The organism is Saccharothrix xinjiangensis (genome assembly GCF_039527585.1).
Lineage (GTDB): Bacteria > Actinomycetota > Actinomycetes > Mycobacteriales > Pseudonocardiaceae > Actinosynnema > Actinosynnema xinjiangensis.
On the sequence record NZ_BAAAKE010000004.1, the window covers coordinates 99,689 to 121,464 of the forward strand.

Below are 21,776 nucleotides of genomic sequence, written 5' to 3' on the forward strand. Positions count from 1 at the left end.
ATGCAGTACCACAAGTACGACGTCGTCATCATCGGCGCCGGCGGCGCCGGCATGCGCGCGGCGATCGAGGCAGGTCAACGCGCCCGCACCGCGGTCCTCACCAAGCTCTACCCCACCCGGTCCCACACGGGCGCCGCGCAGGGCGGCATGTGCGCCGCGCTGGCGAACGTGGAGGAGGACAACTGGGAGTGGCACACCTTCGACACGATCAAGGGCGGCGACTACCTGGTCGACCAGGACGCCGCCGAGATCATGGCGAAGGAGGCCATCGACGCGGTCCTCGACCTGGAGAAGATGGGCCTGCCGTTCAACCGCACGCCCGAGGGCAAGATCGACCAGCGCCGGTTCGGCGGCCACACCCGCAACCACGGCGAGGCCGCCGTGCGCCGGGCGTGCTACGCGGCCGACCGCACCGGTCACATGATCCTCCAGACGCTGTACCAGAACTGCGTCAAGCACGGGATCGAGTTCTTCAACGAGTTCTACGTCCTCGACATCTGCCTGACCGAGACCGACAACGGCCCGGTCTGCACCGGCGCCGTGGCGTACGAGCTGGCCACCGGCGAGATCCACGTCTTCCAGGCCAAGTCGGTCGTCTTCGCCACCGGCGGCTTCGGCAAGGTCTTCAAGACCACGTCCAACGCGCACACCCTCACCGGCGACGGCATGGGCATCGTCTTCCGCAAGGGCCTGCCGCTGGAGGACATGGAGTTCTACCAGTTCCACCCGACCGGCCTGGCCGGCCTCGGCATCCTCCTCACCGAGGGCGCCCGCGGCGAGGGCGCGATCCTCCGCAACGCCTCCGGCGAGCGGTTCATGGAGCGCTACGCCCCCACCATCAAGGACCTGGCGCCGCGCGACATCGTGGCCCGGTCCATGGCGCTGGAGGTCCTCGAAGGCCGCGGCGCGGGCCCGAACAAGGACTACGTCCTCCTCGACTGCACCCACCTGGGCGCCGAGGTCCTGGAGTCCAAGCTCCCCGACATCACCGAGTTCGCCCGCACCTACCTCGCGGTCGACCCGGTGAAGGAACCCGTCCCGGTCTACCCGACCGCGCACTACGCGATGGGCGGCATCCCCACCAACGTGCACGGCGAGGTGCTGCGGGACAACGACAACATCGTCCCCGGCCTCTACGCCGCGGGCGAGTGCGCCTGCGTCTCCGTGCACGGCGCCAACCGCCTGGGCACCAACAGCCTCCTGGACATCAACGTCTTCGGCCGGCGCGCGGGCATCGCCGCCGCCGAGTACGCCAACAACCACGAGCACCTCGACCTGCCGGAGAACCCGGCGGCGAACGTCGAGGAGCAGGTGACCCACGTCCTGTCCGAGCACGGCCACGAGCGGGTGGCGGACATCCGCACCGAGCTCCAGGCCACCATGGACGCCAACGCGTCGGTCTACCGCACCGAGGACACCCTCAAGCAGGCGCTGCACGACGTGCAGGCCCTCAAGGAGCGGTACGAGCGGATCACCGTCCAGGACAAGGGCAAGCGGTTCAACACCGACCTCCTCGAAGCGGTCGAGCTGGGCTTCCTCCTCGAACTGGCGGAGGTCCTCGTCGTGGGCGCCCTGGCGCGCAAGGAATCGCGCGGCGGCCACGCCCGCGAGGACTACCCCAACCGCGACGACACGAACTTCATGCGCCACAGCATGTACTACAAGCAGGGTGAAGGCCTCCAGACCGACATCCGCCTGGACTACAAGCCCGTGACGTTCACCCGGTACCAGCCGATGGAGCGCAAGTACTGATGACCGCTACCGCTGAAGCACCGACCGGCTCCCGCGGCAACCAGCCACCCGTACCGGACGGCGCGATCACCGTCACCCTCAGGATCCGGCGCTTCAACCCGGAGTTCGACGACGAGCCCCGCTGGGACGACTTCGAGATCCCGGCGCTCCCCTCGGACCGGGTCCTGAACCTCCTCCACTACGTCAAGTGGTACCTGGACGGCACCCTGACGTTCCGCCGCTCGTGCGCCCACGGCATCTGCGGCTCGGACGCCATGCGCATCAACGGCGTCAACCGCCTGGCGTGCAAGGTCCTGCTCAAGGACCTCCTGGCCGCCAACGGCAAGCAGACGACCATCACCATCGAGCCGATCAAGGGCCTCCCCGTCCACAAGGACCTCCTGGTGGACATGGAGCCGTTCTTCGAGGCCTACCGGGCGGTCAAGCCGTACCTCATCACGTACGGCAACGAACCCACGCGCGAACGCGTCCAGTCCATCGCCGACCGCGAGCGCTTCGACGACACCACGAAGTGCATCCTGTGCGCCGCCTGCACCACCTCGTGCCCCGTGTACTGGACCGAGGGCAGCTACTTCGGCCCCGCCGCCATCGTCAACGCGCACCGCTTCATCTTCGACAGCCGCGACGAGGGCTCGGAAGAACGCCTGGACATCCTCAACGACGTGGACGGCGTCTGGCGCTGCCGCACCACCTTCAACTGCACCGACGCCTGCCCGCGAGGCATCCAGGTGACGAAGGCGATCCAAGAGGTCAAGCGCGCCCTGCTCTTCAAGCGCGTCTAGGACAAAACCCCGCAGTTCAGGCCCCTCCGAGCCCAGCCCGGAGGGGCCTGAACGTGGAACTCACCCAACCTGAACGTACGACACGCCCGACCGGAACGTACGACTCGCGATGCCTGACCGGATGACACGCGATGTCCGACCGGACGACACGCCGACGAAAAGGAACCGGCTACCCGACCCGGGCGGCTTGGCAAAGCTGGAGCCGCTCGTGGTTTCCCGTATGGCCTGGGCGCAGCCCAACCGCGCTTGTCAAGGGTCCCGCACGCCCTTCGCGGGACCCTTGACGAGTGTGGTTGCCTCAGGCAGGCCATACGGGAGACCACGAGCCCCACGCACTTCCCCCGGAGGCCTGCCCAGCGGCGAGCGACCGCTTTTAAAGCCTTCAAGCTCTCAAGCCTTCAAGCTCTCAAGCCCGTGAACCAAAAGACCCTACGAAGGCTGCGTACCCGAAGCCCGCGCCGCCCGCGCCGCCTTCGCCCGCCGACTCCGCAAGTACATCCCCAGCACCAGCAGCAACCCGATCCCGGCCACCGCCGTGATCGGCCCGCCCACGTTCCCGAACGCCTTCTCCATGGCCGTGTTCCGCGGCCCGTCAGCCGTGTTCGCGACCCCTCCCACCGCCGCGGACGTGCTGGTGGGCCGGGGCTCCGTGGTCTTCTTCCGCGCCTGCGGCGCGCCCTCGACCAACCGCCCGACCGGGTCCGCCGACGCCGACGGGGGCAACGAGAACCCGTAGTCCAGCAGCCGCGCCGCCTGCTCGGTCATCCTCACCGGCGACTGCTGCCCGCGCAGCAGCACCACCACCAGCCGCTTCCCGTTCCGCTCCGCGGCCCCGACGAACGTGTGCTGCGCATCGTCCGTGAACCCGGACTTGCCGCCCAGCGCGCCCTGGTACGTCGTCAGCATCCGGTTGTCGTTGACGACCTGCACGGTCCCGTTGCCGTTGGCGGCCGGGAAGTTGATCCGCTGCATCTGCACGGCCTTGACGAAGTCCGGGTACTTCATCGCCTCCCGGAAGATGAGCGCCACGTCGTACGCGGACGTCGAGGTGCCCGGCCCGTCCAGCCCTGAGGGGGTCACGGCCCGCGTGTCCAGCGCGCCCAGCTCAGCCGCCAGCGCGTTCATCTTCCGGATCGCCGACGGGATGCCGCCCAACCTGCGCGCCAGCGCGTGGGCGACGTCGTTCCCCGAGGCCATCACCAGCGCCTGGAGCAGCTGCTCCACCGTGTACGTGGCCCCGTTGCGCAACCCGACGCAGGTGCACTCCTGCGCGACGTCCTCGGCCGTGGCGACCACGGTCGAGTCCGGCGCCAGCTCCTTGGCGGCCACCGTCGCGAGCAGCACCTTGATCACCGAGGCGGGCCGCTGCCGCCCGTGGGGGTCCAGCCCGGCCAGCACGGCCCCGCTGTCGAGGTCGGCCAGCAGCCAGTTCGCGGCCGAGATGTCGTCGGGCAGCACGGGCGCGTTCGACGGCAGCACGAGGCCGCACTCGCCGAGCCGGTCGCCGCCGACCGGGTTCTCCGGCACCTCCAGCGGCCGGGGCGGCTGCTCACCGGGCGGCACCTGCTCGGAGGTGTCCACCGGGGGCGGCGGTGACACCTTGTTCTCGCAGGCCGGCTGAGCCCGAGCGGCCAACCCGGGACCAGCCCCGGGAGCCACCCCGGCAGCAGCCCCGGGCGCCGGCTCACCCGCCGCCCCGGGAACCAGCTCATGAACCGCCACACCAGGCGCAACAGCCGACGCCGAGGCCGGCGCGGCAGCGAGCACCGCGGTGGCCGTCAGCGCACAGGCAGCCGTGCAGGCGGCCAGCACCGGGGCAACGGACCGTCGGAACGCGGAGGGTCGCACCTGTCCAGGCTAACCACCCCGGATGAGTGACCTGCACCCGCCACGTCGGATACTGCTCAGGTGAAGCTCTCCCGCGGCATGTCCGTCTTCCTGCTTGCCTTCGGGGTGTGGTCCTGGGTGATCTGGCCGACCTTCCTGCGCAACATCTGGAAGGACCCCCGCTCGTGGGACGACGGGCCGACCGCGTTCTTCACCGTCCACCTGCTGCTCGTCGTCGCGTCGCTCACGTTCGGCACGGTCATCGGCCTGCTCGGCGTGCGCGGCCTGCGGGCGGGCCGGCAGTAGAACCCACCACACCTGGAGGCTCCGCCGTGGAGTTCGTGCGCCTGTTGCTGGTGTTCCTGCACCTGCTCGGCATGGGCATGCTCGTCGCGATGTTCTTCGTCCAGCGCCGGGCAGGCGCCGACGCCCCGCTGAACAAGGGCTGGCTGCACGGCAGCGCGCTCCAGCTGCTCACCGGCGTCGCCCTGGTCGGCCTCGCGCCGCTCACCGACCAGGAGTACGACCACATCAAGATCGGTATCAAGACGCTGGTCCTGGTGGCGATCGCGGCGCTGGTCGCGGTGAACCTGAACAAGCCCAGGCCCGCGACCTGGCTCACCCCGGCCCTGGCCGGCCTGGTCGTCCTCAACGTCGGCATCGCGGTCTTCTGGGTCTGAACGAACCAGGGGCCGACCACGGGGACGCCACCGACAGCGGGACGCCAACAGGAGAACGTCACCGACGGCGGAACAGGGCCCCCAGCAGCACCCCCGCGCCCACCAACCCGGCCGCGGCGCGGGGGCTGGGCCCGGACCGCACCTCGACCACCGGCCTGATCACCGCCGGCGCCGGCGCCGCGGGCGGTTCCTTCAGCAGGTTCTCCCGGGCCGTCGCCGTCCAGGCCGTGATGAACAGCAGGAACTGCGCCACCAGGTTGGCGAAGAACAGCACGCCGATCACCGGCCCGAACGCGACGCCGGCCGGTGACGTGGTGATGGTGCTCAGGTACAGCGTCCCGGCCTGCTTGAGCACCTCGAACCCGACCGCGGCCGCCAGCGCGCCCTTGACCGCGCTCCGCCAGCCCACCGGCTTGCGCGGCAGCTTCGCCAGCACCCACAGGAACACGAGCCAGTTCGCCGCCAGCGCCAGCACGATCGTGCCGGCCTTCAGCAGCGCCTGCGCCCAGCCGACGCCGTCCAGGCCGATCCAGCGCAGCACCAGCTCGGCGAACCCGCTGCCCAACGCCGTCAACCCGAACGACACCACCAGCGCCAGACCGAGGCTGACCAGCGCCAACAGGTCCTTCAGCGTCGTCTTCAGGAACGGCCGGTCCTCCTTGGCGTGGCCCCACTGGGCGGTCAGCGCGTCCCGCAGGTTGCTCATCCACCCCAGGCCCGAGTAGGCCGCGGTCAGCAGGCCCAGCACGCCCACCGTGCCCTTGGACTTGACGGCCTGCTCGACCACGTCGTTGATCGTGGTGCCCAGCGCGCCGGGCACCGCCTCCGCGATGCTCACCTTCATCTCGTCCAGCAGACCGGGCTGCGAGGCGAGCACGAAACCGGCGACCGCGAACCCGATCATCAGCATGGGCACCAGCGACAGCACGCTGAAGTACGTCACGGCCGCCGCGTAGTGCGCCCCGTACTGCTCCTGGTAGCGCTGGAGGGCGCGGAACAGGTGGTCAAGCCACGGCTTCTCCCGGCGCAGCCGATCGACCTTCGACTCGCCCCCAGCGTTGTCCGCCACACGGAAAAGCTAAGGCCCGCCTTGATCACGCGCCACTCGAACGGGTCATCCTCACCGGCTCGCCCGCCACTCCGACAGGATCAGCCACCCGCGGTGGATCCCGGCGACTCAGGCCCGGCGGCTCAGGCCCCGGCCAGGAACCCGATCCGCTCGTAGGTCCGGGCCAACGTCCTGGCCGCCACCGACCGGGCCCGCTCAGCGCCCCGCGCCAGGACCTTGTCCAGCTCGGCCCGGTCCGCCAGGTACTCCGCGACCCGCGCCTGCACCGGCGTCACGAACTCGACCAGCACCTCGCCGAGGTCCTTCTTGAGGTCCCCGTAGCCCTTGCCCTCGTACCTCGCCACCAGCGACTCGACCGACTCGCCGCTCAGCGCCGAGTAGATCACCAGCAGGTTGCTCACCCCGGCCTTGTGCTCGGGGTCGTAGGCGATCTCGCGCCCGGTGTCGGTGACCGCCGACCGGATCTTCTTGGCGGACCGCTTCGGGTCCTCCAGCAGCTCCACCACGCCCGCCGGCACGGACTTCGACATCTTCGACGTCGGGTCCTGGAGGTCGTAGATCTTGGCGGTGTCCTTGACGATGTGGGGCTCGGGAACCCGGAACGTCTTGCCGTACCGGCTGTTGAACCGCTGCGCCAGGTCGCGGGTCAGCTCCAGGTGCTGCCGCTGGTCCTCGCCGACCGGCACGTGGTGCGCCTGGTACAGCAGGATGTCCGCGGCCTGGAGGATCGGGTAGGTGAACAGGCCGACGCCGACCCCGGCCTCCTGCCGCGCGGACTTGTCCTTGAACTGGGTCATGCGGCTGGCCTCGCCGAACCCGGTCAGGCACTGGAGGACCCAGCTCAGCTGGGCGTGCTCGGGCACGTGGGACTGCACGAACAGCGCGGAGCGCTCCGGGTCGATGCCGAGCGCGAGCAGCTGCGCCGCGGACACCAGCGTGTTCTGCCGCAGCACCTTGGGGTCCTGCTCGACGGTAATCGCGTGCAGGTCGACCACGGCGTAGAACGCCTCGTGCGTCTCCTGGAGGGCGACCCACTGCCTCAACGCGCCGAGGTAGTTGCCGAGGTGGAACGAGCCGGCGGTCGGCTGGATGCCGGACAGGACGCGGGGCCGGCTCACCGGAGCGGCGGCACTCTCGCCGGCGTTGTCAGCGGGGGTCTCAGGGGCCACGGGAACGATTCTCCCAGGCCGACCACCGGTCGCGGGTAGCGGGTCGACGACACCTCGAACCGCCCCGGACCCGGCCGGTCGGTCCCGGCCGAACGACCGCCCGGGCGCTCAGACCCCGGTGGCGGCCCGGACGTCGGGCTCCTGGGCGGCCGCGCGCACCAGCGCGGCCTTGCGCCTGCGGAGCAGCCCGGCGACCAGCCCGACCACGCCGAAGCCCACAGCCGCGATGCCGACCGGCGCGTCCAGGGAGATCGGCGGAGCGGCGACCACGCCCCCGGCCGCCGCCGCGCTGTCGGCAGCCACCGCGACACCGTCGACGACCAGCGAAGACGCCGCGCCCAGGACCAATCCCAAGACCGCACCGCGACCGCGCACTGCCCAGCTCCTCACCAACACCGCGCCACCCACCAAGGGGGTGAACCTCTGTTGACGGACGGCCGCGAACCTGCCGAAGGTGTGACACTGGCGTGTTCCGTTCGGCCGACGCGACCGCAGCAGGGTATCCACAGCGATGTTTCGGTCACACCACAGGGGGTACGGCACCCGCCACCCGGCCGAACGACACCGCCGAACGGCCGCACCTCTCGGCCTGCCGCACCACCCGCACCGCGCACCCCGGCCGCACCGCACCCCTTCCCCGCCGCGCAGCCCTCCCCGGCCACACCCCCAGCCCTCCCCGGCCCTACCGCACTTCCTCCACCCGCCCGTACGTGGTGGTCCGCTGCCGAGCAGGCCGCCCGGCCAGCGCCGCCGTGGCCTCCAACTGCCGCACCGTCCGCGCCGACCCGTGCTCGGACCCGGCCATGCGGCTGATGGTCTCCTCCATCAACGTCCCGCCCAGGTCGTTGGCCCCGCCGCGCAGCACCTCCGCGGTCCCCTCGTCCCCGAGCTTCACCCACGAGCACTGGACGTTGTCCACGCGCCCGTGCAGCGCGAGCCGGGCGAAGGCGTGCACCGCGCGGTTGTCCCGCCGCGAGGGGCCGGGCCGCGCCACGCCCGCCAGGTAGATGGGCGCGTTGCGGTGCACGAACGGCAGCCCGACGAACTCGGTCAGCCCACCGGTCCGGTCCTGCAACGAGGCGAGCACCCGGAAGTGCCCGAGCCAGTGCCCGGGGTGGTCGACGTGCCCGTACATCATCGTGCTGGACGACCTGATGCCGACCTCGTGCGCGGTGGCGACCACGTCCACCCAGGTCGCGGCGGGCAGCTTGCCCTTGGTCAGCACCCAGCGCACGTCGTCGTCCAGGATCTCCGCGGCGGTGCCCGGGATGCTGTCCAGGCCGGCGGCGCGCAGCTCGGTCAGCCACTCCCGCACGCCCACGCCCGCCTTGGCCGCCGCGCTGACGACCTCCATCGGGCTGAACGCGTGGACGTGCATCCCCGGCAGCGCCGCCTTGATCGCCCGCACCACGTCGGCGTAGTAGGTGACGGGCAGCTTCGGGTCGATGCCGCCCTGCATGCAGACCTCGGTGGCGCCGGCGTCCCACGCCTCCCGCGCCCGCTGCACGACCTCCTCCACGGACAGCCGGAACGCGTCGGCGTCGCGCTCGCGCTGCGCGAAGGCGCAGAACCGGCAGCCGACGTAGCAGACGTTCGAGAAGTTGATGTTGCGGTTGACCACGTAGGTGACGTCGTCGCCGACCACCGAGGCGCGCAGCTCGTCGGCGAGCCGGGCCATGGTCTCCAGGGCCTCGCCCTCCGCGGTCAGCAGCGCCAGCGCCGCGTCGGTGTCCTCCAGCAACCGGGCGGGGTCGTCCGCGGCGATCGACAGCGCCCGCTTGGCGTCCCCGGGCAACCGCGGCACGACCGCCCCACCCGCAGCGCCGACACCCGCAGCGCCGACACCCGCAGCGCCACCCACCGGCACGCGCAACGACGCCCAGTCGCCGTAAACGCTGTCGAAGTCGCCCCGCCGGTCCCCCGTGCGCCCCTCGGTGTCGATCGCGGTGTTCAGGTCGGCCCGCCCGTACGTGTCGAGCCCGCCGTCCGGCTCCTGCCACTCCCGCCCGACCACCGGCGCGCCGGGGTCGGCCAACCCGTCGGGCCCGGCCAGCGCGGCGACGTGCCCGGCGAGCCGGGTGTCGATCCACTGCCCGGCGGGCGCGGTCACGTACCGGGGGTAGGCGGCCAGCCGCTCCCGCAGCTCGAACCCGGCCTCGCGGGTGTGCCCGGCCAGCGCGTCCACCCGCGGCCACGGCCGCTCCGGGTTGACGTGGTCGGGCGTCACCGGGGACACGCCGCCCCAGTCGTCGACACCGGCGCGCAGCATCAGCCCGAACTCCTCGCCGACCAGGTTCGGCGGCGCCTGCACGCTCGTCGACGACGGCATGACCAGCCGCGCCACCGCGATCGTGGCGGCCAGTTCGCGCAGGTCGGCGTCCGGCATCCCGCGCATCGCGGTGTCCGGCTTGGCCCGGAAGTTCTGGATGATCACCTCCTGCACGTGCCCGTACTGCCGCGCCACGCCGCGCATGGCGAGCAGCGACTCGGCGCGCTCGGTGACCGTCTCGCCGATGCCGATCAGGATGCCGGTGGTGAACGGGACGTTGACCCGGCCCGCGTCGGTCAGGACCCGCAGCCGCACCGCGGGCTCCTTGTCCGGGCTGCCGTAGTGGGGACCGCCCTTGTCCCGCCAGAGCCGCTCGGAGGTGGTCTCCAGCATCATGCCCATGCTCGCCGCGACCGGCCGCAACCGCTGGAGGTCCTCCCAGCCCAGCACGCCGGGGTTGAGGTGGGGCAGCAGCCCGGTCTCCTCCAGCACCGCGATGGCGCAGGCCCGGACGTAGTCGAGCGTCGACGAGTAGCCGCGCGCCTCCAGCCACTCCCGCGCCTGCGGCCAGCGGTCCTCGGGCCGGTCACCCAGCGTGAAGAGGGCTTCCTTGCACCCCTGCGCCGCGGCCCGCCGCGCGATGTCCAGCACCTCGTCGCGCTCCAGGAACGCGGCGGGCAGCCGGTGCGGGACGGTGGCGAACGTGCAGTAGTGGCAGCGGTCCCGGCACAGGCGCGTCAACGGGATGAAGGCGTTGCGGCTGTAGGTGACGACCCCGGGCCGATCCTCGGCCAGCAGGTGGGCGTCGCGCACCCGACCCGCGGCGTCGAGCAGCGCGTCCAGGTCTTCACCGCGGGCGTGCAGCAGCACGGCGGCCTCGGTGACGTCGAGTACCGCGCCGTCGGCGGCACGGCGCAGCGCGCGCCGCATCGCCGACGGGCTGGGCGTCGGTTCGGGCGGGGTGATCGAGATGTCCACGGCCACGACAACGACCTTAGGTGCCGGGAATTCCCGATCGCCTCCGGAGTGACTTCCGGCACGGCCGCCCAACGCACCCCGCCCACCGGACCGCGGCTCACCGCTCCACCGCTCAGCGCACCGGACTACGCCCGGCCACCACCAACTCCGTGTTCCGGTCCACCACCGCCCCCACCGCCGCCGGATCGGCGTGCGGGTCGTTGAACGCGAACTCCCGGGCCAGCGAGGCCAGCCCGCGCGGCGACTGGTCGCCGTAATCGGCCTGGTAGGGCGCGTCCCCTTCGACCAACGTGGTGAACAGCGACAGCGTCCCGTCGGCGTTGTCGACCAGCTCGATGATCCGGGCGTGCTGCGGGTGGTCGACGTGAGCGGCGGTGTTGATCTCCCAGAACGCGCGCTCACCGCTGCCGTGCGGCACGATCCGGTTCTCGTGGGTGTGGCCGTTGACCCAGGCCACCACGTTGGGGAAGCGCTGGAGCAGGTCCACCAGCGCGTCACCGCCCAGGCGCGGGTCGAGCGGGCGGCGGCGGTCCGGCAGGAGGTTGTCCATGGTCCAGCTGCTGTGGTGGCTGAACAGGATGAACAGCTCGTCGGTGACGCCCTGCCGGCGCTCGAACCCGAACGCGTCGTAGTAGCGGGAGCTGCCGCGCTTGAGGACCTTCTCCAGCCACAGGTACTGGTGCAGGCCGATGGAGCCCTCCGAGAGCCCGGCCGTGGTCGTGGTGTCGAGGCTGATCCCGGTCACGCCGGGCGCGACGCGGAAGGTGTAGAAGACGTCCACGCCGTCCGCGTTGTCCTGGGTGAACCCGTGCCCGTGCGGTCCGGGCCCGGTGTGGCGCGGGTCGAGGTGGGCCCGGACGAACTCGGCCGTGGTGAACGGCCTGCGCCGGGCGTCCGGCGTGACGGCGCGGACCACGCCCGAGCCCCCCGCCGCCGACACCAGCGCGGCCAGCGCGTCGGGGATCGCCGCCGGGTCGGTGAAGGCCCTGGCCACCCGGTTCGCCGTGGTCGCGTCGACGCCCACGAGCTTGCGGTCGGAGGTGTAGAGGGCGTCGATGAACGGGATGCCGTCCGGGAGGGTGCCGACCACGCTGTCGTCGTGGTTGCCGAACGTGCAGTACCAGGGGATGCGCAGCCCCGGGCTGTCGAACGGCCGGATCGCGGCGTCGAGCAGGCCGGGCACGACCGGGAAGCCCTTGGCCTTGTAGTCGTCGACGAGGGCGGAGTGCGGGTTCCAGTAGGCGGCGACGCCGGAGTCCTGCACCCCCTCGTACCGGGTCGGGTCGCCGGTGTTGGCGGTGATCCGGCCGCCGTTGAGCACGGTGAGGAACCAGTCCAGCTCGACCAGCTCGTGGTTGTCGGTGTTGTCGCCGGTGGTCACCACGAAGTCGATCGGGCGTCCGGTGAACGGCCCGGTGCGCACCTCGCCGACCTTCCGCACGAGCGCGGCGGAGGTGTGCTGGGCGAGGGTCTCGTGCGCCCGGAACGCCCCGCCGCCCAGCAGCGGGTGGGTGTACTCGAAGCGGGCGGGGCTCTGGGTGTCCACTACGTGCATGTCGGTGAACTGGGCGAAGCAGGCGAGCGGCACGCGCCGGTCGGCCCGCCCGGCCCCGGGCGGCGCCAGCTCGGACCGCACCACCACGGGCCACCCCGGCCCGGCCTGCAACCGGCGGTACCCCTGGCCGCCCGAGGGCAGCGCCGCCACGTCGAGGGTCGTGCCGGTGGTGGCGGCCCAGGCGGGCCCGCCCCACAGCAGCACCGCCCCCGCCCCGCCCGTCGCCTGCAAGAACCGCCGCCGGCTGATCCCCATCGACCGCTCCCCACGTCTCGGCTGTCGTGAAAACTTCTCACGATCCGGTGGGCAGGTCACGAACTCGGGGCGAAGTGCGGCCGAACGAGCGAAGGCGATCGTCGGGTGAACCGTTCCGGGACGCGGGTCGACCACGCACCCCTCGACCGCAGGGCCTCAGCCGTACACGACGGTCACGGGCGCGTGGTCCGACCACCGCTCACCGTAGGTGGCCGCCCGCTCCACCACGGCCGACGAGGCGCGGGCCGCCAACCCCGGCGTCGCCACCTGGTAGTCGATCCGCCGGCGGATGCGCGTTGTCGAACCCGTCAGTCACCCGCCTGATCGAGCAGTCGGCGAAGCACCTGGTCCAACGCGGGCACCTTGTCGATGAGCGTCTGCCACACCAGAGCGTCATCAACCGAGGCGTACCCGTGGATCAGGATGTTGCGAAACGCGATGATCCGGTTGACGTCCGGGATGGCCGACGCGAGTTCGGCGTCAACCTTGCGGAGCTGGTTCAGGGCCTCGCCGATGATCTCGAACTGCCGCTCGACCGCCGACCTCAGCATGGCGTGCGCCTCGTAGTCCGCGAACGACTTGCCGGCGCTGAACTGGCGCAGCAGGTCAACGGCTTGCGACGCGTCCCAGAGGTAGGCGCGGGGATCAGGCCGCATACAACTGTTCCCGGGTCTCCATCACGCGCTGCCGGAAGTACGGGTTGCGGATGCTGGAACCGCTCACGAGATCAACCGGCCGGCCGAAAATCCGCTCCAGCCCTTCTTTCAGGGCGAAGTAACTGCCGAAGTAGTCGAAGCCCGGACCCGCGTCGAACTCCACGAGGACGTCCACGTCGCTGGTCACCACGTCGAACGAGTCACCGACAGCGGACCCGAACACGTCGAGACGGCGAACACCCAGCGCGCGGCACAGGTCCTCGACCTCGGACCGCTTGGCCGCGATGACCTCGTGCACGGACGCCACCTCCCGCTCACGATTGTGCCTGATCCCCGGTCCTGGGCCAGTCAAAGCTCACGGTCACGGGCGCGTGGTCCGACCACCGCTCACCGTAGGTGGCCGCCCGCTCCACCACGGCCGACGAGGCGCGGGCCGCCAACCCCGGCGTCGCCACCTGGTAGTCGATCCGCCAGCCGGAGTCGTTGTCGAACGCCTTGCCCCGGTACGACCACCACGTGTACGGCCCCGCCACGTCCGGGTGCAGGGAGCGCACCACGTCCACGTACCGCGCCTCGCCGAACACCCGGTCCAGCCAGGCCCGCTCCTCGGGCAGGAACCCGGACGACTTCTGGTTGGTCTTCCACGCCTTCAGGTCCTCGGGCCGGTGCGCGATGTTCCAGTCGCCGCACACCAGCACCTCCCGCCCGCCGGCGGCGGCCTTGTCCCGCAGCTCCACGAGGTGGGGCAGGAACGCGGCCATGAACCGGTCCTTCTCGTCCTGCCGGGGCGTGCCGACGTCACCGCTGGGCAGGTAGAGCGACGCCACCACCACGTCCGGCAGCTCGACCTCCACGTACCGCCCGGAGTGCTCGAACTCCGGCGCGCCGAACCCGACCCGGACCGCCTCGGGCGCGACCCGCGTCAGCACCGCGACCCCGTTGCGACCCTTCGCCTCGGAGTGCGCGTGCGCGACGTGCCACCCCTCGGGCGACCGCACCTCCTCCGGCAACTGCCCCGGCTCGGCGCGCACCTCCTGGAGGCACACCACGTCCGCCGCCGTGGCGGCGAGCCACTCGCGGTAGCCCTTCTTCGCCGCCGCGCGCAGCCCGTTGACGTTGACGGTCGAGACAGTCAGCACGTCCGCAGCCTAGCCACGCTCCGCGACCACCCACCCGCGCGGGTGCGCCGGCGCCGCGCCCGGCCCCGGCCACCCGCCACCGGCCGCCCACGAAGTCACGAGCAGCCGCTGTCCTCGGTCGGCACCACGAACTCCTCCTTCGCCCAGCGCCCCTCGGAGAGCAACCGGAACCCGTTCTCCACCCGCGGCTCGGCCGCCACCACGAAGTCGCGCCGCAGGGTCGACACGATCGGCTGGGTGTCGGCGGGCCCGGACCGGACGTTGAGGATGTCCGCGACCACCGTCACCCTGCACTCCCCCGTGCCCTCCCCCTCCGCACCCAACCTCTCGCCGCCGTTGGCGACGTACATCAACCCGGCCGCGCCCAGCACGCCGAGCACGACCATGCCCCGTACGGGAACACCCAACATCACGCCTCCAGGCACCTCTCCCGAAGTGCAGGTATAGCGCCGGAGGTCCCGCGAAAACCGGCAGCGCGCCGGATCCACCCGGCCGGCGAACCGACCGGGTGAGGCGGTCACCGAGCGATCACGGAGGAGCCACCCCGGTCACCCGGAGGTCACCCGAGAAGCCGGAGGGCCCGACCGCGCGAACGCGGTCGGGCCCTCCGGGGTGGGGCGATCGGCGTCAGCCGGCCATCTTCTTCTGGAGGTTCTCGTCCAGGGTGCCGAGGAAGTCCTCGGTGGTCAGCCACTCCTGGTCCGGGCCGACCAGCAGCGCCAGGTCCTTGGTCATCCTGCCGCTCTCGACGGTGGAGATGATGACCTGCTCCAGGGTCTCGGCGAAGCCGGTGACCTCGGGGGTGCCGTCGAGCTTGCCGCGGTGCTTCAGGCCGCCCGTCCACGCGAAGATCGACGCGATCGGGTTGGTGGAGGTCGGCTTGCCGGCCTGGTGCTGCCGGTAGTGCCGGGTCACCGTGCCGTGCGCGGCCTCGGCCTCGACGGTCTTGCCGTCCGGCGTCATCAGCACCGACGTCATGAGGCCCAGCGAGCCGAAGCCCTGCGCGACCGTGTCGGACTGCACGTCGCCGTCGTAGTTCTTGCACGCCCAGACGTAGCCGCCCTCCCACTTCATCGCGGCGGCCACCATGTCGTCGATCAGGCGGTGCTCGTACGTCAGGCCCCTGGCGTCGAACTCGGCCTTGAACTCCTCCTCGAACACCTTCTGGAAGATGTCCTTGAAGGCGCCGTCGTACGCCTTGAGGATGGTGTTCTTGGTGGACATGTACACCGGGTAGTTGCGCTGCAACCCGTAGGAGAGCGAGGCGCGCGCGAAGTCCTCGATGGACTTGTTGAAGTTGTACATGCCGAGCGCCACGCCGCCGTCGGGGCCGAAGTTGGCCACCACGTGCTTGATCGGCTCGCTGCCGTCCTCGGGCGTGAAGGTGATGGTCAGCTCACCCGCGCCGGGGACGCGGAAGTTCTGCGTCTTGTACTGGTCGCCGTGGGCGTGGCGGCCGATGATGATCGGCTTGGTCCAGCCCGGCACGAGCCGCGGGATGTTGTTGATGATGATCGGCTCGCGGAACACCACGCCGCCGAGGATGTTGCGGATCGTGCCGTTCGGCGAGACCCACATCTTCTTCAGGCCGAACTCCTCGACCCGGGCCTCGTCCGGCGTGATGGTGGCGCACTTGACGCCGACGCCGTGCTCCTTGATGGCGTGCGCGGCGTCGACCGTGACCTGGTCCTCGGTGGCGTCCCGGTGCTCGATGCCCAGGTCGTAGTACTCGAGGTTGACGTCCAGGTACGGGTGGATCAGCTTGTCCTTGATGAACTGCCAGATGATCCGGGTCATCTCGTCGCCATCGAGCTCGACGACGGTCCCCTGAACCTTGATCTTGCCCATACTCCGGGCGCTCCTCTCGCAACAGTGCAAGCAAGACAAGCGTACTGCTATGTCGGGCTGCTTGCGTCACCTCGGGCCGAAAAAGGGAACGGCGTCACACCGCCGGGCCGGGTGGTGGCTGTGTTTCCTGTGCCAATACAACCAGCCCGCCGGCCGGGCCGCGCCCCGGGGCGACACTCGAACACTCGTTCGCCGTTCGGCGGCGCTCCGGGCGTCCGGCCCGCTAACCTCGACCCCAGTCGAGTGATCAAGGGGGCAGCGTTGTCGACGGGTCCGACCCACGCCATGAGCGGTCTGCTGGCCTGGGCGGCGGTGACCGCGTTCGCCGATGACCACCCCATCGGGCAGCTCACCCCGCAGAGCTGGGCGGTCGGCGCGGTGCTGGCCACCGGCGCCGCCCTGCTGCCCGACCTCGACCACCCGTCGTCCACCATCTCCCGGACGTTCGGGCCGGTCAGCCAGGGCGCGTCGGCCCTGATCAACACCACCAGCAAGTTCGTCTACCGCACCACGCGCACCCGCAAGGACTCCAAGCGCGACGGCGGGCACCGCGGCCTCACCCACACCCTGGCGTTCGCCATGGTCGCCGCCGTGTTCACGACGGCGGTGGTGCAGCAGTCGCAGAAGTGGGCGCTGCCCGCGCTGATGTTCGTGTTCGCGGGCCTGGCCGTGCGCGGCATCATGAACGACTGGTGCCCGCAGAGGGACGCCCTGCTCATCACGGGCGTGTCGGCCGGCATCACGATCCTCTGCCTGGCGTGGACCACGCAGACGCCGGCCAGCGCGGCGGCGTGCGGGCTGGCCGTGGGGATCGGGTGCGTGGCGCACTTCCTGGGCGACGCGATCACCGAGCAGGGCTGCCCGATCCTGTGGCCGATCCCGCTCGCGGGCAAGACGTGGTTCCCGGTCGCGCCGCCGAAGGTCATGCGGATGCAGACCGGCGGCAAGGTCGAGATGGCCGTGATCGGCCCGCTGATCACCATCCTCAGCGTCTGGCTGTCCGCCGCGGCGCTCCAGCGGGCGGGCGCGCTGCCGTTCCTGGACTCGTTCGACCTGCTGCCGATCTGACGACCGGCCGCCTCGGCCGGCTGTCCCGACCGGCTGCCGAGCCCTGCCCGGATCGCGAGGGCGATTCAGACAACGGCCATTCGGCGGCTACCAGGACATCACCCGATCGGAGTAGCCTCCTCGCACCCCGTCCCGCGTTGACCCGCGTCGAGGAGAACTCGTGCCCGAACACACGCACGACAACGTTGTCGAGGCCGCCGGATGACCACCTGGCTCGGCTTGGACGCCGGTCACGCCGACACCGCCACCGCGGACGCCGTGGCGGTGTCGCTGTACGAGACGCTGCTGTTCCACGCGCACGTCGTGTGCGTGCACGCGGTGGAGGAGCACCACGCCCTGTCGTTCCGGCTCGCCGACGAGCCGTCGGAGAACACGATCTCGACCCTCATCGAACGCGGCTACGGGGTGGCCGTGCACAACGGCGACCTGCAACACCTGGCCGGCCCGGCGCAGCTGACGCGCGGCGCCCTGAGAGCCGCCCTGGCCCACCGCGACCGGCGGGAGGGCCGGGCGCTGCGGTTCCCGGGCCAGCGCACGCTGCGCGGCCGCTACGGGGTGTCGGACATCATCGCGTTCAGCGCGATCGAGGAGGTCCTGCCGCACGGCATCAAGAGCGTCGACGCGCGAGGCGACCTCCAGCCGTTCTTCGCCAACGGCCGGCTGGTGCTCCAGGCCCGCTGAAGGGGCGTCGGGCGACCGACCTCACCGGGCGACCAAACCGGCCGCACGACCACCTCAGCCTGGGTGGGCGCCCACCGTGTCCTTGATCTGGGCGCCCATGTCCTCCGCGCTGCGCGCGCAGTGGGCGCAGCAGAAGAACCGCCCCTCCACCTCGACCCCGTGCCCGAGGATCCGGCAGTCGCAGTGCTCGCAGCGCGGCGCGAGGCGCTGGATCGCGCACTCGAAGCTGTCGAACGTGTGCACCCCGCCGCCGACGGTCCGCACCTCGAAGGCCATCCAGTAGTCGTTGCCGCAGACGTCACAAGTCGCCATGGGCGCAGCGTGCGGCACCCCCGGCGGTGCGGCAACTCGAAGCCTCGCGGACCAGGCCGGACTCGAACCGGCGTCCTCCCTCCCAGGGGGAGGGCGCGTCAACCACTGCGCTACATGGTCCCGAGCCGGGCCGGATTCGAACCGACGTCCTCCCTCTTCGGCAGAGGGCGCGTCAACCACTGCGCTACCGGGCTCCAGGCGACAACCCTAACCATTCGGACCGCTTTTCAGACAGTGCCGCTAAGGTCTGCCGCGTGCGCGGGGTCGACTACTACGAGCTCCTCGGTGTCGGTCGCAACGCGTCCGAAGCGGAGATCAAGTCCGCCTACCGCTCCCTGGCCAAGGTCATGCACCCGGACGCGGGCGGGTCCTCCGGCACCTTCCGCATGCTGCAAGAGGCATATGACACCCTGCGGGACCCGGCCCGCCGGCGTGACTACGACCGGGGCTGGTCGCACACCCGACCGGGCGCGCGACCGACCTCGCCGACCAGGCCGCCGCGCTCGGCCCGGACCGGGCGGGCGCGCAACCTCGGCGAGGACCCCGACTTCGTACCCCCGAAGCCCGTGGTGGACCTCGGCGGCATCCCGTGGTGGCACCTGGTCGACCTGGGGCAGCGCGTGCGGTACGCGCCGATCTCGGGCCCCGGGCACGCGCCCGCGCTGGCCGCCGTGTGCGGTTGGGTCCTCCTGCTGCTGCCGGTGGTCGTGATCGACTTCTCGCCGCTGGCGCTGGGCGTGTGGCTGCTCGTGGCGGCCGCCGCGGCGACGACCGTGTTCCGGCTGGTCCGGCGGTACCTGCGGGCGGTGCGCGCGGACCAGGCGTTCGCGCGCGACCACGACACCGACGTGACCCACGGGACCACGGACGACCGGGTCTGCGAGCGCCTCACCGCCGAGCTGCTCAACCGCTACCTGACCCGCCTGCCGGGCGTCCGCGTCTTCCACGGCCTGGCGTGGCCGGGCTCGGTGTTCGCCGACGTCGACCACGCCGTGCTGTGCGGGCGGCGGCTGGTGCTGATCGAGTCGAAGTCGTGGCTGCCCGGCCACTACGAGGCCGAGGACGACGGCACGCTGTGGCGCAACGGCCACCCGTTCCGGGGCGGCGGCACGCGGCTGCCGCGCAGCCTGGCGGTGTACCGGAAGCTGCTGCCGTGGCTGGAGGTCCGCTGCGCCCTGCTGGTGCACCCGAGCCGGGCGGGCGCGGTGACGACGGAACAGCCGGCCGACGCCGTCGTGCCGCCGATGACGCCCGCCCAGTTCGTCGAGGAGGTCGGCGACTGGCTGGCCGAGGACCCGGCCACGGTGGACCGGGAGGCGTTGCGCCTGCTCCTCGACCAGGTCGTGCCGATCACGCGGGCCTAGTAGACGCCCATCTCCCACAGCGAGTAGCCGTAGGGCGTGGCGCGCTGGAACGCGTACAGCTTCACGTACCGGGCGGTGACGCCGACCGCGACCTCGTCGGTGCCGCCGTCGGCCGCGTAGTTCTCGTGGACCGTCGTCCACGAGACGCCGTCGAGGGAGGTCTGGAGCTGGTACCGGCGCGCGTGCGCGGCCTCCCAGTCGAGCCTGACCCGGCTGATCGCCCTGGCCGCCCCGAGGTCGACCCACAGCGAGTGCTGGTCGGTGTGCGCGCTGCTCCAGCGGGTGGCCGGGTCGCCGTCGAACGCGTGGGCGGCGGGGAGCGCGGCGCTCTCGGTGGCCGTCGAGTACGCGGGCCGGCCCAGCGCCAGGTTGGCGCCCGAGGTCAGTTGGCCCTGGTTGACCGCGCGGGGAGAGGCGTAGGTGGCGCGGACGGCGCTGTCCGGGTTGATCGCCTTGTCGTCGAAGAACTCGGGCCAGGCCATGAAGTAGGTCCAGTCGGGCTGGGACGCCAGCTCCTGCGGCGACGGCACCCGACCGACCTCCGCGAGCGCCAGCGGCTTGCCGTTCGCGATGGCCTTGAGGGTGTCGTAGTAGGTGGCGGAGGGCCAGAAGCTGTTCCACGCGTCGAGCGACACGACGTCCACGTAGCCCGCGCCGGGGTAGTAGTCGGCGATGCCGGCGGGATCGAGGTCCTTGACGTTCCAGACCCACGCCATGCCGGCCAGCCCGCGCGTGCGGACCAGGTGGTCGTAGGTGATCTGGTAGAGCTTGCGGCTGCCGCTCGCACCCGGCCGGCCACCCCACCAGGCCCACGGGTCGTTCATCTCGTGCAGCGGCCGGAACAGCGGCTGCACCCCCGCGTCCAGCAGCTGCCGCAAGAACGGCACGACCTCGTCCAACCGCGCCTTCCAAGCGTTGTTCAGCGACGTGCCGCCGGTGACCAACTGGGTCCACTGGGCATCGGTGAGCCGGTCCTGCACCCCCGCGTCCCAACCGCAGCTGCTGCCGCGCGTGGGCGGGCAGACGTGCCAGGTCAGGGTGACCAGCGAGCCGTTGCGCCACTCGGTCTTCGCCTGGTCGACCATGCGCTGGCGGTGGTTCACGTCGTCCTGCGCGAACAGGAAGTCACCGCCCCACAGACCGGGGTAGACGCCGGTGATCGCGTGGACCTTGGCGGTGTGGCGGGCGGGGTCGGAGTTCGGCTCCTTGTTGTGCATCCCGGTCACGGTGCGGGTGCCACTTATACGGTTCAGATAGTCGACCACGGGCACGGGCGGTGGCGCCGCCGAAACCGGCGGGGCGATCGTGACCAGCAGCAAGGCTGCCAGCATCATTGCTGTGCGCACTGCTTCCTACCTTCCTCAAGGTGGCGGCCTCAGGAGGTACGGCGACGAAGTTCGCACGGTAGTGGTTAACCGGTTAAGCAGTCAACCGTTTGGCGCATGTCCTTCCCAGTCACCGGGAGACCGACCAAGCCCTCCGCCCCAGGCGTCGACTGTTCAACATCGACCCTGGCGACTTGCAGGCAGTCGCGGCGGACGTTCGAGCTGATCTCCGAGCTCGAACGGCGACCTCGCATGTCACCCTGCCCCTGGAGCGTCCGGCATAGAACCCCGAGGCCGGCGAACTACCGGTCGACAACATGTTCGCTTTGCCGACCGGCATGTTGCCCGAGCAGCACACTGCTCGACTTGTGGCACGGGCCGTCCAGCAAGCGAGCAATCACCAGGATCCCGCTCCCGGATCAACAGACCTGACGTGCCCATGATTCAAAGGGCCAGCGGCGAGTCGCGTAGCGGAGTTGATCGAACGCCCGCGATGAGCGGTAACACCGGTTTGTGTCACCACAGTGGCACAAACCGATGGCCACCAGATTGCCCAGCGTCGACCGCCGTCGACCCCCTCCCCCGACGAGCAGGGCATCGACAACGGGACCGGCACGCCGGATCTGCCTGACACACCCATCGTCTCCTTGATCAGTTCCGGACCACTCATCCGGCTCGCGGCGGCGACTCGACATACCGCACATTCCGACAGCAGGAGCAGCTGAACCGTTGCCAGGACGCTTGCCAAGAGGTTCCGCTAGAGGAACATGAAACGTAGTGCCGAGCTGCAGTTTTCCCACTCCCGAACCCAACGGTGCACAGACTTCGATCCTTGGCACCCGCACCGCCTCCCGCATGCACTGAGGCTTCGCTAGAGACGACCTGAACACATCCCCCGAATCCGCAAAATTGGGGAGATCAAACTTTCGCTCGACGAGAGGTGGCACCGTGACCGGATCTAGCTGTGGTAGCGTTCTTGACGCCAACAGGCAGCCAAACCTACGACTCATCAGACGCGAAAGCGTCCACCTCTAACTAGGAAAGATG

Annotated in this window: 20 protein-coding genes, 2 tRNA genes and 1 pseudogene; 7 read left to right on the top strand and 16 right to left on the bottom strand. The window is 70.9% G+C overall.

The features are described 5' to 3' along the window. Positions 1-1,752: a succinate dehydrogenase flavoprotein subunit gene (gene sdhA, locus ABD223_RS11045; protein ID WP_344035977.1), complete on the top strand. Its 1,752-nt coding sequence runs from the start codon at positions 1-3 to the stop codon at positions 1,750-1,752. Next, positions 1,752-2,534, top strand: coding sequence for a succinate dehydrogenase iron-sulfur subunit (locus ABD223_RS11050; RefSeq protein WP_344035978.1), 783 nt, complete (start codon positions 1,752-1,754; stop codon positions 2,532-2,534). The genes sdhA and ABD223_RS11050 overlap by 1 nt, the downstream gene beginning before the upstream one ends. A 429-nt stretch (positions 2,535-2,963) precedes the next feature. Here the strand turns inward: ABD223_RS11050 and ABD223_RS11055 are convergent, their stop codons facing one another. Next, positions 2,964-4,115, bottom strand: a complete 1,152-nt coding sequence (locus ABD223_RS11055; protein ID WP_344035980.1) for a D-alanyl-D-alanine carboxypeptidase family protein — start codon at positions 4,113-4,115, stop codon at positions 2,964-2,966. Positions 4,116-4,442: 327 nt separating this feature from the next. Here ABD223_RS11055 and ABD223_RS11060 point away from each other — a divergent pair, with 327 nt between their 5' ends. Both ABD223_RS11060 and ABD223_RS11065 read left to right on the top strand, forming a co-directional pair. Further along, positions 4,443-4,667: an SCO4848 family membrane protein gene (locus ABD223_RS11060; protein WP_344035981.1), complete on the top strand. Its 225-nt coding sequence runs from the start codon at positions 4,443-4,445 to the stop codon at positions 4,665-4,667. A gap of 26 nt (positions 4,668-4,693) precedes the next feature. Then, on the top strand, positions 4,694-5,041 hold the full coding sequence (locus ABD223_RS11065; protein ID WP_344035982.1) for a hypothetical protein: 348 nt from the start codon (positions 4,694-4,696) through the stop codon (positions 5,039-5,041). 58 nt (positions 5,042-5,099) lie between these two features. On the opposite strand, the gene yhjD is transcribed toward ABD223_RS11065, so the two are convergent. The 11 genes and pseudogenes from yhjD to ABD223_RS11120 form a co-directional block, all read right to left on the bottom strand. Continuing rightward, positions 5,100-6,110 carry an inner membrane protein YhjD gene (yhjD, locus tag ABD223_RS11070; RefSeq protein ID WP_344035983.1) on the bottom strand — a complete coding sequence of 337 codons (1,011 nt, stop codon included), beginning with the start codon at positions 6,108-6,110 and terminating at the stop codon, positions 5,100-5,102. 122 nt (positions 6,111-6,232) lie between these two features. Beyond that, on the bottom strand, positions 6,233-7,279 hold the full coding sequence (trpS, locus tag ABD223_RS11075) for a tryptophan--tRNA ligase (protein WP_344035984.1): 1,047 nt from the start codon (positions 7,277-7,279) through the stop codon (positions 6,233-6,235). Positions 7,280-7,387: 108 nt separating this feature from the next. After that, positions 7,388-7,633: a hypothetical protein gene (locus tag ABD223_RS11080; protein ID WP_344035985.1), complete on the bottom strand. Its 246-nt coding sequence runs from the start codon at positions 7,631-7,633 to the stop codon at positions 7,388-7,390. Positions 7,634-7,961: 328 nt separating this feature from the next. Then, positions 7,962-10,478 (bottom strand): bifunctional FO biosynthesis protein CofGH, encoded by a 2,517-nt coding sequence (locus ABD223_RS11085; protein WP_380647921.1) that lies wholly within the window; start codon positions 10,476-10,478, stop codon positions 7,962-7,964. Positions 10,479-10,638: 160 nt separating this feature from the next. Beyond that, complete coding sequence (locus ABD223_RS11090; protein WP_344035987.1) at positions 10,639-12,336, bottom strand: TIGR03767 family metallophosphoesterase; 1,698 nt, start codon at positions 12,334-12,336, stop codon at positions 10,639-10,641. Positions 12,337-12,492: 156 nt separating this feature from the next. Further along, a pseudogene (locus tag ABD223_RS11095) lies at positions 12,493-12,618 on the bottom strand (exodeoxyribonuclease III); the annotation flags it as partial. Positions 12,619-12,644: 26 nt separating this feature from the next. Further along, positions 12,645-12,992 (bottom strand): HepT-like ribonuclease domain-containing protein, encoded by a 348-nt coding sequence (locus tag ABD223_RS11100; RefSeq protein WP_344035988.1) that lies wholly within the window; start codon positions 12,990-12,992, stop codon positions 12,645-12,647. Beyond that, a complete protein-coding gene (locus tag ABD223_RS11105) occupies positions 12,982-13,290 on the bottom strand; it encodes a nucleotidyltransferase family protein (protein ID WP_344035989.1) in 309 nt (102 codons plus the stop codon). Before ABD223_RS11105 ends, ABD223_RS11100 begins: the two co-directional genes overlap by 11 nt. Before the next feature lie 16 nt (positions 13,291-13,306). Then, a complete protein-coding gene (locus tag ABD223_RS11110; RefSeq protein ID WP_344035991.1) occupies positions 13,307-14,131 on the bottom strand; it encodes an exodeoxyribonuclease III in 825 nt (274 codons plus the stop codon). 95 nt (positions 14,132-14,226) lie between these two features. Beyond that, a complete protein-coding gene (locus tag ABD223_RS11115) occupies positions 14,227-14,541 on the bottom strand; it encodes an SH3 domain-containing protein (RefSeq protein WP_344035992.1) in 315 nt (104 codons plus the stop codon). Positions 14,542-14,758: 217 nt separating this feature from the next. Further along, a complete protein-coding gene (locus ABD223_RS11120) occupies positions 14,759-15,979 on the bottom strand; it encodes an NADP-dependent isocitrate dehydrogenase (protein ID WP_344035993.1) in 1,221 nt (406 codons plus the stop codon). A gap of 261 nt (positions 15,980-16,240) precedes the next feature. Here ABD223_RS11120 and ABD223_RS11125 point away from each other — a divergent pair, with 261 nt between their 5' ends. Both ABD223_RS11125 and ABD223_RS11130 read left to right on the top strand, forming a co-directional pair. Continuing rightward, positions 16,241-17,047, top strand: a complete 807-nt coding sequence (locus ABD223_RS11125; protein WP_344035994.1) for a metal-dependent hydrolase — start codon at positions 16,241-16,243, stop codon at positions 17,045-17,047. A 201-nt stretch (positions 17,048-17,248) separates the two neighbouring features. Further along, the gene (locus tag ABD223_RS11130; RefSeq protein WP_344035995.1) at positions 17,249-17,728 is read left to right on the top strand and encodes a hypothetical protein; all 480 of its coding nucleotides are present in this window, start codon (positions 17,249-17,251) and stop codon (positions 17,726-17,728) included. 54 nt (positions 17,729-17,782) lie between these two features. Here the strand turns inward: ABD223_RS11130 and ABD223_RS11135 are convergent, their stop codons facing one another. The 3 genes from ABD223_RS11135 to ABD223_RS11145 all read right to left on the bottom strand — a co-directional run bounded on the left by ABD223_RS11135 (position 17,783) and on the right by ABD223_RS11145 (position 18,235). Then, positions 17,783-18,040, bottom strand: a complete 258-nt coding sequence (locus ABD223_RS11135) for a Prokaryotic metallothionein (RefSeq protein WP_344035996.1) — start codon at positions 18,038-18,040, stop codon at positions 17,783-17,785. Between the two features lie 47 nt (positions 18,041-18,087). After that, positions 18,088-18,161: transfer RNA gene (locus tag ABD223_RS11140), tRNA-Pro, on the bottom strand. Then, positions 18,162-18,235: transfer RNA gene (locus tag ABD223_RS11145), tRNA-Arg, on the bottom strand. Positions 18,236-18,294: 59 nt separating this feature from the next. On the opposite strand from ABD223_RS11145, the gene ABD223_RS11150 reads away from it, so the two are divergent. Then, the gene (locus ABD223_RS11150) at positions 18,295-19,404 is read left to right on the top strand and encodes a J domain-containing protein (RefSeq protein ID WP_344035997.1); all 1,110 of its coding nucleotides are present in this window, start codon (positions 18,295-18,297) and stop codon (positions 19,402-19,404) included. On the opposite strand, the gene ABD223_RS11155 is transcribed toward ABD223_RS11150, so the two are convergent. Then, positions 19,401-20,750 carry a glycosyl hydrolase gene (locus ABD223_RS11155; RefSeq protein WP_344035998.1) on the bottom strand — a complete coding sequence of 450 codons (1,350 nt, stop codon included), beginning with the start codon at positions 20,748-20,750 and terminating at the stop codon, positions 19,401-19,403. The genes ABD223_RS11150 and ABD223_RS11155 overlap by 4 nt on opposite strands. Between the last annotated feature and the right edge of the window lie 1,026 nt (positions 20,751-21,776).